Raw genomic sequence first — 14,124 nt, forward strand, 5'->3', positions numbered from 1 at the left:
GCGCAGGGTGGGGAGGGCAGGGAGTTGGCGCAAAGTGTGCGCGGCGAGGTTCCCGCGGTGGAGGACACGATGTCCCTCACGCCGCAGGATCCCGGGCCGCCGGCCGGACACGGCGAGAGACGGCGCGGGAAAGACGGCCGACGACGGGCGCGCCGCGCCCTGCGCTGGTCCGCGCTCGTGCTGTCGGTGGTGATACTCGGCACCGCGGGCGCCGGGTATCTGTACTACCGGCACCTCAACGGCAACATCAAGAAGGACGACCTGAACCTCGGCAACGAGAAGGACAGGGCGGCCAAGACGGAGGCGAACGCCGCCGGGCAGACCCCTCTGAACATCCTGCTGATCGGCTCCGACGCGCGGAACAGCAAGGAGAACCAGAAGCTCGGCGGTGCCAAGGACACGTACAACACCGCGCCGCGCGCGGACGTCCAGATGCTGTTGCACGTCTCGGCGGACCGCTCCAACATGTCGGTGGTCAGCATGCCGCGCGACACCCTGGTCGACATACCCGAGTGCACGGACCCCGACACCGAGAAGACCTACTCGGCGCTCACCTCGGCGATGACGAACGACTCCCTCGGCCGCGGCGGCCCCGGCTGCACGGTGGCGACCTGGGAGAAGCTCACCGACATCCACATCGACCACTTCATCATGGTCGACTTCGCGGGCGTGGTGTCGATGGCGGACGCCATCGGCGGCGTACCGGTCTGCGTGGACGCCAACATCCACTCGCACACCTCCTCGGGCAAGGGCTCGGGCCTGAAGCTGGAGGAGGGCACCACGTACATCAAGGGCGAGCAGGCCCTCCAGTGGCTGCGCACGCGGTACGGCTTCGAGGACAACACCGACATCGCGCGGGCCAAGGCCCAGCACCAGTACATGAACTCGATGGTCCGCGAGCTGCGCGAGAACGCGACACTGAGCAGCCCGAACAAGCTGCGCAAGCTCGCCGAGACGGCCACCGAGGCGTTGACGGTGGACGACGGACTGGGCAGCGTGACGAAGCTGTACGACCTGAGCAACGAGCTGCGGAAGGTCCCCAGCAAGCGCATCACCATGACGACGATGCCGTGGCAGTACGCCTCGGACGGCAACCGGGTGGTGCCCAAGCCGGAGGAAGCGGAGAAGGTGTTCCGGCTGGTCCGTGAGGACATCGCGCTCGACGGCAAGGACAAGAAGAAGGCAGCGGACGAGACCTCCGACGACCCGGCCGCCGCGGACGACAAGATCGCCGTCCAGGTGCAGAACGGCACCCGCACCAGCACGCAGTCGGCGGTCACGGGGCGGGCAGGCGATGTGACCGAACTCCTCGTCGGCAAGGGGTTCACCGCGGCCAGGTCGGACTCCTCGGCGGCGCCCAGCCAGGCCAAGACGGTCGTCCGCTACCCGAGCGCCGACCTGGAGGGCGATGCCCAGCGGATCGCCAAGTCCCTGGGGATTCCGATGAGTTCGGTGAAGAAGTCGACGGACGTCTCCGGGGTCACCCTGGTCGTCGGCGCGGACTGGCGCTCGGGTACGGCCTACAAGGCCCCGGCGGAGGACGACGCGCTGCCCGAGTCGGAGGACACCTTCAACGGCGCGGACACCAAGGCCTGCATGCACGTCAATCCCGACTTCACCTGGTAGCCGAAGCTCCACCCAACTCGCCCACGGCGAAGGCCCCTTCCCCCGCGGAAGGGGCCTTCGCCGTTCATGAAATGATCATGTCGGTTCTGCAGTGACACCTGACAGGAGCTCAACCATGCTCACTCTCAAGCGAATCGGCTCCGCGGTGGCCGTCCTCGGCCTCACGGCGGCCGGCACGATCGCCGCCACCGGAAGCGCCTCGGCGGCCTCGTACGCCGGTACCTGCGGGTCCGGCTACAGCGTGATCGACACCATGGACGTCGGCGACGGAACCGCCTACCTCACCTACAGCGGCGCCACCGGCAAGAACTGTGTCGTCACCGTCAGCGACACCCAGGGGACGCCCATGGTCCTGGGCGCCAACCTGCGGCTGCACCGCACCGACGCCGTGTGGAAGTCCAGCGAGGAGGACTCCGGCACCTTCAAGTACTACGCGGGCCCGCTGTACCTCTCCGCCGCGGACAAGTGCATCGACTGGGGCGGCCGCGCGGCCTCCAACTACACACGCATCGACTACGGCGTCCACTGCGGCTGAGCCGCGGACCACGAAGGCCCCCTCCCGGCGCGGGAGGGGGCCTTCGACGCGTTCAAGGCCGTCCTAGGCCTCCGTCAGCACCGCCGGCCGCCGCGAGGCGATGACCTTCTTCGCCAGTGACTTCGGGCTGGTCAGGAAGCCGAAGCCCCAGCACATGTGCATGGTGGCGAGCGCGACGGGGATCTGCAGCCGCGCCTTCAACGGCAGGCCCTTGCCGGCGGGCAGCGACCCGAGGGCGATCGCCGCGAGATAGCCGCCGGGGACCACGAAGCCGAGCGGGGTCAGGGCCGCGCCCACCACGATCCCCGCCGCGATCGCGCACACCGCGGTCGGCGGGGCGAGGTAGCGCAGGTTGATGGAACCGGAGTGGTAGCGGGCGACGACGTGCCGCCAGCGGCCGTAGTCCTTGTACTGCTTGGCGAGCGCCTTCACCGAGGGCCTCGGGCGGTACGACACCCTGAGCTCCGGCGAGAACCAGATCAGCCCGCCCGCCTCCCTGATCCGGAAGTTCAGCTCCCAGTCCTGGGCGCGGATGAACTCCTCGTTGTAGCCGCCCTGTTGCTCCAGCGCCGCGCGCCGGAACACCCCGAGATAGACGGTCTCCGCCGGTCCGGCCTCGCCGCCCGTGTGGAACGCGGCGTTGCCGACCCCGATCTTCGAGGTCATCGCGGCGGCGACCGCGTGCTCCCAGTCGTTCTCGCCCTCGGCGTGCATGATGCCGCCGACGTTGTGCGCGCCGGTCTCCTCCAGGAGCCGTACGGCGGTCGCGATGTAGTTCGGGGAGAGCATGCCGTGGCCGTCGACGCGGACCACGATCGGATGGCGGGAGGCCTTGATCGCGGCGTTGAGGGCGGCGGGCGTGCGGCCGGTCGGGTTCGGGACCGTGTGCACACGCTTGCTGTCGGACGCAGTCTCGCGTACGAGCTCGGCGGCGATCTCGTCCGTACGGTCCTTGGACGGACCGAGGGCGATCACGACCTCCAGCTCGCCGGCGTACTCCTGCGCGAGGATCGCTTGGACGGCTCCGCGCAGATGCCGCTCCTCGTTGAGGACGGGCATGATCACAGACACGGCGGGGAGCTGCACGTCGGGCTTGGCGTTCATAGGGGGCTCACGTTACCGCGAACGGGGGACACCGATGCGCCCCGCCCAGGTGGTTCCGGCGGCCGCAGATCGTATGGGCCTACGGTGCTGATGATCCCACGTACGGCCCTCGCGGAGGTGTCCCCCATGCCCACGCCGCCCCGCCGCTCCCCCGCGCACCGGCCCCGACCACGGCCGCCCGTACGACGGCGCAAACCCCGTTGGGCCGCCCGGGTGGTCACGACGCTCTCCGTGGTGATCCTCGCCTCGGCCGGGATCGGACACGCGGTCCTGTCCAGCCTGGACGCGGACATCGCGCGCGTGGACCCCTTCAAGGACATGAAGAACCGGCCCAGAGCCGGCCACGGCATGAACGTGCTGCTGGTCGGCACCGACGGCCGGGACAAGATCACCGAGGCCGAGCGGCAGAAGTACCGGCTCGGCGGCGCCCCCTGCCACTGCACCGACACGGTCATGATCGTGCACATCTCGGAGGACCGGGAGCGCGCGAGCGTGGTGAGCCTGCCGCGCGACTCGTACGCCATGACACCGGCGCACACCGACCAGACCACCGGAAAACCGCACCACGGCCACCCCGTCAAGCTCAACGCGGCATACGCGGAGGGCGGTCCGAACCTCACCGTCCGCACGGTCGAGAACATGACCCACGTGAAGATCGACCACTACCTCGAGGTCGACTTCACCAGCTTCATGAAGACGGTCGACGTGCTCGGCGGCGTGGAGATCTGCACCGCCGACCCGCTGAAGGACGCGTACACCGGACTCGACCTCCCCGCCGGAACCCACACGCTCATGGGCGGCGAGGCCCTCCAGTACGTCCGCTCCCGGCACATCGACGGCGCCGCCGACCTCGGCCGGATGAAGCGCCAGCAGCGGTTCATGGCCGCGCTGATCGACCGGGCCACCTCCTCCGGGATCCTGCTGAACCCAATGAAGTTCCGGGACATCACCCGGGCCGTGCTCGGCTCGGTACGCGCCGACAAGGGCTTCGGCACGGACGAACTGCTGGACCTCGGGCGGGCGATGCGCAACTTCTCCCCCTCCTCCTCGGAGTTCACCACGGTCCCGATCGGGCAGATGGGATACGCCGTGAAGGGCGTCGGTTCCACCCTGAAGTGGGACCCGAAGAAGTCCGGCCGCCTCTTCCAGGCCCTGCGCGACGACAGGCCGCTGGCCGCGCACAAGCCCAGGAGCAAGGCCGTCCGCGTGGGGGTGGCCCCGCAGCAGATCCGCGTCCAGGTCGAGAACGGCACCGCCACCGCCGGTCTCGGCAAGCGCGTCGACTCCCAGCTCGCCGCGACCGGCTTCCGCACCACCCGCCAGCCGGTGACCTCCGCGAACCGCACCGTCAAGCGCACGGTCGTCGCCTACGACCCCCGCTGGGACCGCTCCGCGAAGTCCCTCGCGGCGGCCCTGCCGGGCAGCGAACTGCGGGCGGTGACGGGACAGGGACCGGTGCTGAAGGTGATCGCCGGGGCGGACTTCGAGAAGGTGCGCAAGGTGCGGGCCGAGGATCCGTATCAGGGGGAGTTCGGGGTGGTGACGGGGGACGAGGTGGGGTGCCTGTAGGGCACCCCGTCATCCCGATGGCCCTTCCCGGGGAAATGGATTATTGCCGTCCGCCCGATGGCGCCCGGCGCCGTCCGGGCGTAGGACGGAAGGGCGACGGAGCCCGGCCCGGGCCCCCGCACCCCCCAGGAGGAGCCATGACCCAGCCCGGAATGACCGCGATGAGCAAGGAGATGCAGGACTGCGTCGAGGCGTGCATGTCCTGCCACAGCATGTGCGAGGAGACCATGAGCTCCTGCATGCAGATGGGCGGCCAGGCCCAGATGCAGGTCATGCGCGCGCTCATGGACTGCGCCGAGACGACCCGGATGTGCGCGGACATGATGATGCGCCGCTCGCCGATGTCGGCCGAGATGTGCGCGATGTGCGCCAAGGCCTGTGAGATGTGCGCCGAGGCGTGTATGAGCATGCCGGACGACGAACAGATGATGCGCTGTGCCGAGGCGTGTCGGCGCTGCGCGGAGATGTGCCGGACGATGGCGGGCGCCACGATGTGAGGCGGGCCTGAGGCCGTTCCAGGGGCACCCCGCGGGGTGCCCCTGATCCTGTGTGCGGCAGGCTGCTTCCCATGACCGCCCTGCCGGTGTTCCGCTACCACCCCGACCCGCTCGCCACCGGCTCGGTGGTCCCGTCCCAGGCGCGGTGCGACTGCTGCGGGCAGCGCCGCGGGTTCGTGTACGACGGTCCGGTGTACGCCGTCGTCGATCCCGGGGCCCTGTGCCCGTGGTGCCTCGCGGACGGCAGCGCCAGTGAGCGGTACGAGGCGCAGTTCACGGAGACCGAGGGGCGGGTGCCGATGGAGGTGCGGCTCGAGGTCGACCGGCGCACCCCCGGCTTCCGCGGCTGGCAGCAGGAGCGGTGGCTGACCCACTGCGGGGACGCGGCGGCGTTCCTGGGACGGGCGGGGGCCGCGGACGTACGGCGTCACCCGGACGCCCTGGCCGGCCTTGTGGCGGAGTTCGGCGAGGAGCTCTGCGCCGCCCTGGAGGCCGACGGGCAGCCCACGGCGTACCTCTTCGCCTGCCTCCACTGCGACCGGCACCTCGCCTACGCGGACTTCACGTGAGCGGCGTCGCCGCGGCGGCTCAGTTGCCCGAGACCGTGACCGTCTCGTCGTTCTTCAGCTGCTCCACGAGGGTCTTCACCTTCGCCTTGTCCCAGACGAGGTTGCCGTTGACGGAACCGGAGATCGGCATGTTCATGGACTTGCCGTCGCCGCTGTTGACGCTCTTCATGGCCCAGAACATCTCGCCCAGGTCGAACAGGCCCATGTCCTTGTCGACGATGAGCGAGTCGAGGCCGGCGCCCATGGTCGGGTAGAGCTTGAAGGGGTTCAGGAGCGTGCCCGGGGTGGCGACCTGGTTGGCGAGGGCGGCGAGGAACTTCTGCTGGTTCTTCGTCCGGTCCAGGTCGGAGGCCCTGAGGGCGTACCGGGTGCGGACGAAGGCCAGGGCCTCCTCGCCGTTCAGGGTCTGCTTGCCCGCCTCGAAGTCGGCGCCGGACTTGGTGTCCTTCATGCCGCCCTTCGGGATGGTGATCTCGACGCCGCCCACCGCGTCCACGATGTTGGCGAAGCCCGCGAAGCCGATCTCGACGTAGTGGTCGATGCGCAGCCCGGTGTTGAACTCGACCGTGCGGACCAGCAGCTCGGGCCCGTCCTCGGCGTACGCCGCGTTGAGCTTGGTGTGCCGGCCCGTGCCCTTGTACGTCTTGCCGGACTCGGAGCCGACGAACGACGGGATCTCCACGTCCGAGTCACGCGGCAGGGAGATCAGCGTGTCGCCGTTGCTGCCGGTGTGCAGGATCATCATCGAGTCCGTGCGCTTGCCCTCGGCGGACCCGGTGTGCAGCTTCTTCTTCTCCTCGGCGGACATGCCGGCACGGCTGTCGGAACCGACGATCAGGTAGTTCGTGCCCTCGCCCGCGTCCGGCCGGTCGATGACCTTGGAGAGGTCGACCTCGCGGTTGAGCTTGGAGTCGGCCCAGAAGTAGGTGCCGATCGTCGTCACGACCAGGACGGTCACCACGGTGATCGCCGTCCACTTGATACGGCGGCGCCAGTTCGGCGCAGGACGCGGCTCGCGCGTACCGCCGCCGGGGCCGCCCGGTCCGCCGCCGCCGTAGACCTGGCCGGTGTTGTAGCCGCTGTCGTAGCCGTCCACGGCGGTGTCATCGGCGTACGACGGCTGCTGCGGGACCCCGCCGCCGTAGGGCGGCGCGGACTGGCCGGGGCCGCCCCCGTACCCACCCGAGGCGGGCCGGCGGACCTGCCGCATGGCGCGCGCGCCTTCGGGCTGTGCGCTCGCGCTGCCGCGTCCGTACCGGTTGCCGCGGTTCTCGTCGGACCATGCCTCGGGCCAATCGTTCATGGGGCCAAGTGTGCAGGGAACGACTGTGTCCTTTACAAGGGTCGTAGGAAAATCAGGGCACTGCTGTTGCGAACCCAACACAAAGTCCGCGATGGAGGCCTCGGCATAAGGTGGAGGCCATGACAGACCAGGCCCCCTCAGCGGAGTCCGATATTCCGGGCAAGCCCACCTCCGCGTCCCGCACCACGCTCAGCCACATCATGACCCACAACGACACCAACCTTCTGGGGACGGTGCACGGTGGCGTGATCATGAAGCTGGTCGACGACGCGGCGGGAGCGGTGGCCGGACGGCACTCCGGCGGGCCCGCCGTCACCGCCTCCATGGACGAGATGGTCTTCCTGGAGCCGGTCCGCGTCGGTGACCTCGTCCATGTGAAGGCCCAGGTCAACTGGACCGGCCGGACCTCGATGGAGGTCGGGGTGCGGGTCCTGGCCGAGCGGTGGAACGAGTCCGACCCGGCCACCCAGGTCGGCTCCGCCTACCTCGTCTTCGCCGCGGTCGACGCCGACGGCAAGCCCCGCATGGTGCCGCCCGTCCTCCCGGAGACCGAGCGCGACAAGCGCCGCTACCAGGAGGCCCAGATCCGCCGCACCCACCGACTGGCCCGACGCCGCGCGATCATGGAGCTACGGGAGAAGCGGGCGGCGGAGGGGATCGAGGACTGAGCTCCGCCTTCCGTGGAAACAGCGAGGGGCGCCCGGATGCCGGGCGCCCCTCGCTGTTTCTCCATCCTTACGGCAGGTTGCGGGCCATGACGATGCGCTGGACCTGGTTCGTGCCCTCGTAGATCTGTGTGATTTTGGCGTCGCGCATCATGCGCTCCACCGGGTAGTCGCGGGTGTAGCCGTACCCGCCCAGCAGCTGCACCGCGTCCGTGGTGACCTCCATCGCCACGTCCGAGGCGAAGCACTTGGCCGCCGCGCCCTGGAAGGTGAGGTCGGAGTCGCCGCGCTCGGAGGCGGCCGCGGCCTGGTACGTCAGGGCGCGGGCGGCGGCGATCTTCATGGCCATGTCGGCGAGCATGAACTGGATGCCCTGGAACTCGGCGATGGCCTTGCCGAACTGCTTGCGCTCCTGGACATAGCCCTTGGCGTAGTCGAGGGCGCCCTGGGCGACACCGAGGGCCTGCGCCGCGATCGTGATGCGGGTGTGGTCCAGGGTCTTCATCGCCGTGGCGAAGCCGGTGCCCTCCTCGCCGATCATGCGGTCGGCGGGGATGCGGACGTTGTCGAGGTAGACCTCGCGGGTCGGGGAGCCCTTGATGCCGAGCTTCTTCTCGGGGGCGCCGAAGGAGACGCCCTCGTCGGACTTCTCGACGACGAAGGCGGAGATGCCCTTCGAGCGCTTCGTCGGGTCCGTCACGGCCATCACCGTGTAGTACTCGGACTCGCCCGCGTTGGTGATCCAGCGCTTCACGCCGTTGAGAATCCAGTGGTCGCCGTCGCGGACCGCCTTGGTCTTCATGCCGGCCGCGTCGGAGCCCGCGTCGGGCTCGGAGAGCGCGTACGAGAACATGCCGTCGCCCTTGGCGAGCGGGCCCAGGTACTTCTTCTTCAGCTCCTCGGAGCCGGAGAGGATGACGGGCAGGGAGCCCAGCTTGTTGACCGCCGGGATCAGGGAGGAGGAGACGCAGACGCGCGCGACCTCCTCGATCACGATCACCGTGGCCAGCGCGTCGGCGCCCGCGCCGCCGTACTCCTCGGGCACGTGTACCGCGTGCAGGTCGCTGGCGACCAGAGCGTCGAGGGCCTCCCGCGGGAAGCGGGCCTCCTCGTCCACCACGGCGGCGTACGGCGCGATCTTCGCCTCGGCCAGCGAGCGGATGGCGTCGCGGAGCATGTCGTGCTCCTCGGACGGGCGGTACAGGTCGAAGTCAGCCGATCCGGCCAAGGTGTCTCACGCTCCAAATGCGCTGCGGTGCCGACGCTAATTACCGTTAAGTAACTCAAATTTTAGGGGTCCGCTCACGGGAGTGATACGTGAGCTTGGCGACAGAGGGAGAGCTGCCCGCCGAAGGGCCCCGTCACGCCCCTACTAGGATCGGGCAGCGCACCGAACGACGTCCCTCCTCTGGAGCACCCATGAGCCTCAAGATCACCGTGATCGGCACCGGCTATCTCGGCGCCACCCACGCCGCGGCCATGGCCGAGCTCGGCTTCGAGGTGCTGGGGCTCGATGTCGTACCCGAGAAGATCGCCATGCTCCAGCGCGGCGAGGTCCCCATGTACGAGCCCGGCCTGGAGGACCTGCTGCGCAAGCACGTCGCCGGGATCGAGGGTTCCACCGGGCGGCTCCGCTTCACCATGGACTTCGCCGAGGTCGGTGCGTTCGGTGACGTCCACTTCGTCTGCGTGAACACTCCGCAGCGGCACGGCGAGTACGCCTGTGACATGTCCTACGTCGACTCCGCGATCGCCTCTCTCGCGCCTCACCTGGCCGGTCCGGCCCTCGTCGTCGGCAAGTCCACCGTTCCGGTCGGCTCCGCGGACCGGCTCGCCACCTACCTCGCCGAGCACGCGCCCGCCGGTGCGGACGCCGAGCTGGCCTGGAACCCGGAGTTCCTGCGCGAGGGCTTCGCCGTCGGCGACACCCTGCACCCCGACCGGATCGTGGTCGGGGTGCGCAGCGAGCGGGCCGAGAAGCTGCTGCGCGAGGTGTACGCGACGCCGGTCGGCGAGGGGACGCCGTTCGTCGTCACCGACTTCCCGACCGCGGAGCTGGTGAAGACCTCGGCGAACTCCTTCCTCGCCACGAAGATCTCCTTCATCAACGCGATGGCGGAGGTGTGCGAGGCCGCGGGCGGCGATGTCGTCAAGCTGGCCGAGGCCATCGGGTACGACGACCGGATCGGCAGGAAGTTCCTGCGGGCCGGTATCGGCTTCGGCGGCGGCTGTCTGCCCAAGGACATCCGGGCCTTCCTGGCGCGCGCCGGTGAGCTCGGCGCGGACCAGGCGCTGTCGTTCCTGCGCGAGATCGACTCGATCAACATGCGCCAGCGCGGGCAGATGGTGGAGCTGGCGCGGGAGGCGCTCGGGGGCGGGTCGTTCCTCGGCAAGCGGGTCGCGGTGCTCGGCGCCAGCTTCAAGCCCGACTCGGACGACGTCCGGGACTCGCCGGCGCTGAACGTCGCCGGGCAGATCCATCTCCAGGGCGGCCAGGTGACGGTGTACGACCCGAAGGGCATGGGGAACGCCCGTCAGGTCTTCCCGACGCTCGGATACGCCGACTCCGCCGTCGAGGCCGTCCGGGGCGCCGATGTCGTGCTGCATCTGACGGAGTGGCGGGAGTTCCGGGAGCTGGACCCGGCGGCGCTGGGCGAGGTCGCCGCGACGCGGCTCATTCTGGACGGGCGGAACGCGCTCGACCCGGAGGTGTGGCGCAAGGCCGGATGGTCGTTCCGGGCCATGGGCCGGCCGACGGCCTGATTCTGCGCGGCGGCGGAATTCGGAATGACGCAATAACGCGGCAAAGAAATACTCGGCGAGCGGGTCTCCGTACATAAAAGCGGTGGCCCGCTTCGTCTTGCCTGGACCTGCCAGAGCGCTTCAGGACTGGGCAGCAGGACCTTCGCGCGTCCGCATATGCCAGACTCCCCGAAATCAACAAACGGGGTTCGATTTCATTCGAGCAGTGTGGCGGAAATACCGATTCGCCTCCCCGAACTCTTCACTTTCACAATGCGCGGAATAAAGGCGGTCTAGCCCGTTCTCACAACGGGGTCCCCCCTCGAAGAGAGCCAGGCAACAACCGGTTAACGGGCGCGTAGCCAAGCGGAATCCGCCCTCCACTCCACTGGTGCGCATTCGCAGCACTCTCCGTTCGGGTTGACCGGACCATGACAGGAGTGACCCATGCCCTTGTTCCGCAGGGCGCAGTTTCCGGGCGACCACCGTGACGAGCTGGTCGCGGGCGCGCTCGTCGGCGCGGTGGTGATCGTGCTCGGCTACGCGTCCGGCATCGGCGCCCCCACCGCCTCCGGTGCCGGTGAGGCCGCCGCGCCCCCGACCTCGCCGCCCGCCGCCACGGCACCGCAGAGCCCGGCCGTGCCCTCGTCGCAGGACCCGGGCGGACAGGTCCCCGCCGGCACCGGGGAGTTTCCCGGGTACGGCACCATCGGCGGCATCGGTGGCACCGGCGCCGCCCACACCGGGCACGGCACCGGGAGCGGAGGCGGGGGCCACACCGGCCACGGCGACTCCCCCGGCACCTCCCCCGGCGCCCCGGACACCCCCACGCCCACCCCCTCGCCGTCCGACCCGACGACGGAGCCGCCCTCCGGCACCTGCGCGGACGGCGAGGTACGACTGGTCCAGCCGCTGCTCACCGGCCTGACCGGCACCCTGACGGGGCTGCTCGCCGCCCCCACCCCCACAGCGACCCCGTCCCCGTCGGCGGAGCCCTCCCCCTGTGTCGGCCTCGCCCCCGTGTCCGTCCCCGGCCTCCTCGGCGTCAGCGCGTCCCCGCTGCCGGAGGCCACGCCATGACCGTCCGCCGCGCCGCCGTGCTGCTGCTCCTCCTGCTCGCCCCCGTCCTGCTCGCCACCCCCGCCGCCGCCCACACCGAGCTGGTCCGCTCCGCGCCCGCGGACGGCGCCGAGCTCAAGCGCGCCCCCGAGCGGCTCACCCTCGTCTTCGACGAGCCGGTCGCCCTGGACGACGTACGCGTCGTGACGATGGACGGCAACCGGCTCCCGGTGTCCCGTCTCGGCAAGGACAGCGTGCGCGTCGCCCTCCCCCGCTCCGGCGACGGCGGGACCGCCGTCACCTGGTCGGTCATCGACGAGGAGGACGGGCACGCCTCCTCCGGCCGGATCGCCTTCGGGGTCGCGGTACCGGCCGCCCAGGACCGCGGCGACGAGGCCGCTCCCGCTCTCTCCCCCTCGGTGCGCAAGGGCCTCGTCGCCGCCCGCTGGACCGGCTATCTCTCGCTGGCCCTGTTCGTCGGCGGGCTCGCCTTCGTCGCGCTGCTGTGGCCGCGCGGTGCGGGTGTGCCGCGGGCGCGGATACTGCTCGCGCTGGCGTGGACGGGCGGGGTGCTCTCGACGGTGGCGAGCATCGGACTGGAGGGCGCCTACATCTCCTTCGGCGGTCTGCGGGACGCGCTGCGGCCCTCCTCGTACGCCGACGTCCTGACCACCGGGCCGGGCATCGCGCTCGCCGCGCGCGGGCTGCTGTGGGTGCTGGCGGCGGTGGTGCTGGGCGCGCTGCTCCAGGGCGGGGCGCGGACCTCCCGCTCGCCGGGGTGGCGGGTGGGCGCGCTCGCGGTGTCGGTCGGCCTGCTGCGGGCGACCGGGATGAGCGGGCACAACTCCGAGGGCGGCGAGCCGACCTGGGGTGCCCTCGCCGATCTGCTCCATCTGCTCGGTGCCGCCCTGTGGATCGGCGGGCTCGTCATGCTCACGGTGGCGGTGCTGCCGCGCCGGCGGGCGGGCGAGCTGGCGGAGGTGGTGCCCGGGTACTCCCGGCTGGCGGCCGTCGCCGTCACCGCGATCGTCGGCGCCGGGATGGTGCTCGCGTGGCAGGTCGTGGGGTCGTACGACTCTCTGCTGCACACCTCGTACGGGCATCTGCTGCTGGTCAAGGCGGCCGTCCTCGCGGCCGTGCTGCTGATCGCGCAGAGCAGCCGCCGGTGGGTGCGCACCCGCCTCGATCTCGCCGTGCTGCTGCGCGGCGACGCCGCCACCGTGCGGCCCTTCGGTTACTCGGTCGCGGCCGAGACGGGGCTGGTCCTCGTCGTGCTCGCCGTGACGAGTCTGCTGGTCACGGCCAATCCCGGCCGTTGACTCCTCACACACAACTCCCCACAAGCAAAAGGAGTTCGGAGTGACACGCACCAATGACACCGGCGAACGGCGGCGCCGTCCGCCCGCCGGAAACCGGGCCCTGCTCGTCGCGGGGCTCGGGGCGGCGCTGGCCGCCGTGCTCAGTCTGGGGCTGCTCCAGGCAGCCGCGGGCAGCGGCACGACGGCCGCCTCGGACACCGCTGCGGGCGTGGCTCAGGCGCCCGCAGCCGCCGCCGAGGCCCAGCAGGCCGCGGCCGCCGCGCCGGACCGCCAGGTCGACATCATGAACAACAAGTTCGGCGACGGGAAGCAGCTCGTCGTCGAGGTCGGCCAGACGGTCCGGTGGACGAACCACGACAGCGTTCCGCACACGGTCACCACGACCAAGGGCCCGAAGAAGTTCGACTCGGGCACGCTGGAGCGGGGCGACTCGTGGTCGTACACGTTCACCGCGGCGGGGACGTACGAGTACTACTGCGCCGTGCACCCGGACATGGTGGCGTCGGTGAAGGTCGTCGAGCCGTCCGACGGCGGCGGAACGACGCCCACGCCGACCGCGGCACCCACCGCCACGCCCACGGCCGCTCCTACGGCCACGCCCACCGGGACGCCCACCACGGCGCCGACCACCGCTCCGACCGCCACGCCGACCGGCGGTTCCGGTGACGGCGGCGACGAGCAGTGCGCGAGCGTCCAGGACGTCCTGCTCCCGATCCTGCAGCACCTCAACGCGGCCCACCTGGAGCGTTCTCCGGGTCAGCAGGTGCAGGACGCGCTCGCGCTCGACTCCTACATCAAGACGCACACGGTGTGGATCGAGAGCATCCTGACGCCACTCACCTCGGGCGGCGGGGCGGTCGCCGACGACACGCTCAGCGTGCTGCTCGACCACATCAACAAGGCACACCTGGAGGAGTCGCTCGGGCAGCAGGTCACCGATCTGCTGAACCTCGACAGCTACGTGAAGATGCACACGGTCTGGGCCGAGCACCTGCTCGCACCCACCGAGAGCTACGTCACCGGCAGCTGCTGACCTTCCCGGGGACGAACGCCGGTCCGGCCGAGGCTCAGTCGGCCGGACCGGCGCCGCGCCCCATTCTCCACGCCCCCGCCTCCCCACGGGAACCGCTTTCAAG

General features: G+C 70.5%; 13 protein-coding genes. 10 read left to right on the plus strand and 3 right to left on the minus strand.

Annotated elements, in window-relative coordinates; genetic code table 11:
• Positions 1 to 69: 69 nt before the first annotated feature.
• Complete coding sequence (locus OG381_RS20280; RefSeq protein ID WP_327717478.1) at positions 70 to 1,626, plus strand: LCP family protein; 1,557 nt, start codon at positions 70 to 72, stop codon at positions 1,624 to 1,626.
• A gap of 115 nt (positions 1,627 to 1,741) precedes the next feature.
• Complete coding sequence (locus OG381_RS20285; protein ID WP_327717479.1) at positions 1,742 to 2,161, plus strand: spore-associated protein A; 420 nt, start codon at positions 1,742 to 1,744, stop codon at positions 2,159 to 2,161.
• A gap of 63 nt (positions 2,162 to 2,224) precedes the next feature.
• On the opposite strand, the gene OG381_RS20290 is transcribed toward OG381_RS20285, so the two are convergent.
• On the minus strand, positions 2,225 to 3,265 hold the full coding sequence (locus OG381_RS20290) for a glycosyltransferase family 2 protein (RefSeq protein WP_327717480.1): 1,041 nt from the start codon (positions 3,263 to 3,265) through the stop codon (positions 2,225 to 2,227).
• 126 nt (positions 3,266 to 3,391) lie between these two features.
• Here OG381_RS20290 and OG381_RS20295 point away from each other — a divergent pair, with 126 nt between their 5' ends.
• The 3 genes from OG381_RS20295 (at position 3,392) to OG381_RS20305 (ending at position 5,900) form a co-directional block, all read left to right on the plus strand.
• The gene (locus OG381_RS20295; RefSeq protein WP_327717481.1) at positions 3,392 to 4,834 is read left to right on the plus strand and encodes an LCP family protein; all 1,443 of its coding nucleotides are present in this window, start codon (positions 3,392 to 3,394) and stop codon (positions 4,832 to 4,834) included.
• Positions 4,835 to 4,971: 137 nt separating this feature from the next.
• Positions 4,972 to 5,331: a four-helix bundle copper-binding protein gene (locus tag OG381_RS20300; RefSeq protein ID WP_327717482.1), complete on the plus strand. Its 360-nt coding sequence runs from the start codon at positions 4,972 to 4,974 to the stop codon at positions 5,329 to 5,331.
• Positions 5,332 to 5,402: 71 nt separating this feature from the next.
• On the plus strand, positions 5,403 to 5,900 hold the full coding sequence (locus OG381_RS20305; RefSeq protein WP_327717483.1) for a CbrC family protein: 498 nt from the start codon (positions 5,403 to 5,405) through the stop codon (positions 5,898 to 5,900).
• A 19-nt stretch (positions 5,901 to 5,919) separates the two neighbouring features.
• Here OG381_RS20305 and OG381_RS20310 read toward each other — a convergent pair whose 3' ends face one another.
• Complete coding sequence (locus tag OG381_RS20310) at positions 5,920 to 7,203, minus strand: LCP family protein (protein ID WP_327717484.1); 1,284 nt, start codon at positions 7,201 to 7,203, stop codon at positions 5,920 to 5,922.
• 119 nt (positions 7,204 to 7,322) lie between these two features.
• Here OG381_RS20310 and OG381_RS20315 point away from each other — a divergent pair, with 119 nt between their 5' ends.
• Entirely contained in the window at positions 7,323 to 7,871 is a 549-nt protein-coding gene (locus OG381_RS20315; RefSeq protein WP_327717485.1) for an acyl-CoA thioesterase, read from the plus strand.
• Positions 7,872 to 7,938: 67 nt separating this feature from the next.
• Here OG381_RS20315 and OG381_RS20320 read toward each other — a convergent pair whose 3' ends face one another.
• On the minus strand, positions 7,939 to 9,096 hold the full coding sequence (locus OG381_RS20320; RefSeq protein WP_327717486.1) for an acyl-CoA dehydrogenase family protein: 1,158 nt from the start codon (positions 9,094 to 9,096) through the stop codon (positions 7,939 to 7,941).
• Positions 9,097 to 9,287: 191 nt separating this feature from the next.
• On the opposite strand from OG381_RS20320, the gene OG381_RS20325 reads away from it, so the two are divergent.
• The 4 genes from OG381_RS20325 (at position 9,288) to OG381_RS20340 (ending at position 14,021) form a co-directional block, all read left to right on the plus strand.
• On the plus strand, positions 9,288 to 10,631 hold the full coding sequence (locus OG381_RS20325) for a UDP-glucose dehydrogenase family protein (protein ID WP_327717487.1): 1,344 nt from the start codon (positions 9,288 to 9,290) through the stop codon (positions 10,629 to 10,631).
• A 426-nt stretch (positions 10,632 to 11,057) separates the two neighbouring features.
• The gene (locus OG381_RS20330) at positions 11,058 to 11,690 is read left to right on the plus strand and encodes a hypothetical protein (protein WP_327717488.1); all 633 of its coding nucleotides are present in this window, start codon (positions 11,058 to 11,060) and stop codon (positions 11,688 to 11,690) included.
• Complete coding sequence (locus OG381_RS20335) at positions 11,687 to 12,988, plus strand: copper resistance CopC/CopD family protein (RefSeq protein ID WP_327717489.1); 1,302 nt, start codon at positions 11,687 to 11,689, stop codon at positions 12,986 to 12,988. Before OG381_RS20330 ends, OG381_RS20335 begins: the two co-directional genes overlap by 4 nt.
• Before the next feature lie 40 nt (positions 12,989 to 13,028).
• The gene (locus OG381_RS20340; protein WP_327717490.1) at positions 13,029 to 14,021 is read left to right on the plus strand and encodes a cupredoxin domain-containing protein; all 993 of its coding nucleotides are present in this window, start codon (positions 13,029 to 13,031) and stop codon (positions 14,019 to 14,021) included.
• Positions 14,022 to 14,124 lie beyond the last annotated feature (103 nt).

This window comes from Streptomyces sp. NBC_00490, assembly GCF_036013645.1.
GTDB lineage: Bacteria > Actinomycetota > Actinomycetes > Streptomycetales > Streptomycetaceae > Streptomyces > Streptomyces canus_F.

Bases quoted from the DNA above. Each gene is read 5' to 3' on its own strand.
- OG381_RS20280 (WP_327717478.1), top strand. From the start codon at position 70: ATGTCCCTCACGCCGCAGGATCCCGGGCCGCCGGCCGGACACGGCGAG.
- OG381_RS20285 (WP_327717479.1), top strand. From the start codon at position 1,742: ATGCTCACTCTCAAGCGAATCGGCTCCGCGGTGGCCGTCCTCGGCCTC.
- OG381_RS20290 (WP_327717480.1), bottom strand. From the start codon at position 3,265: ATGAACGCCAAGCCCGACGTGCAGCTCCCCGCCGTGTCTGTGATCATG.
- OG381_RS20295 (WP_327717481.1), top strand. From the start codon at position 3,392: ATGCCCACGCCGCCCCGCCGCTCCCCCGCGCACCGGCCCCGACCACGG.
- OG381_RS20300 (WP_327717482.1), top strand. From the start codon at position 4,972: ATGACCCAGCCCGGAATGACCGCGATGAGCAAGGAGATGCAGGACTGC.
- OG381_RS20305 (WP_327717483.1), top strand. From the start codon at position 5,403: ATGACCGCCCTGCCGGTGTTCCGCTACCACCCCGACCCGCTCGCCACC.
- OG381_RS20310 (WP_327717484.1), bottom strand. From the start codon at position 7,203: ATGAACGATTGGCCCGAGGCATGGTCCGACGAGAACCGCGGCAACCGG.
- OG381_RS20315 (WP_327717485.1), top strand. From the start codon at position 7,323: ATGACAGACCAGGCCCCCTCAGCGGAGTCCGATATTCCGGGCAAGCCC.
- OG381_RS20325 (WP_327717487.1), top strand. From the start codon at position 9,288: ATGAGCCTCAAGATCACCGTGATCGGCACCGGCTATCTCGGCGCCACC.
- OG381_RS20330 (WP_327717488.1), top strand. From the start codon at position 11,058: ATGCCCTTGTTCCGCAGGGCGCAGTTTCCGGGCGACCACCGTGACGAG.
- OG381_RS20335 (WP_327717489.1), top strand. From the start codon at position 11,687: ATGACCGTCCGCCGCGCCGCCGTGCTGCTGCTCCTCCTGCTCGCCCCC.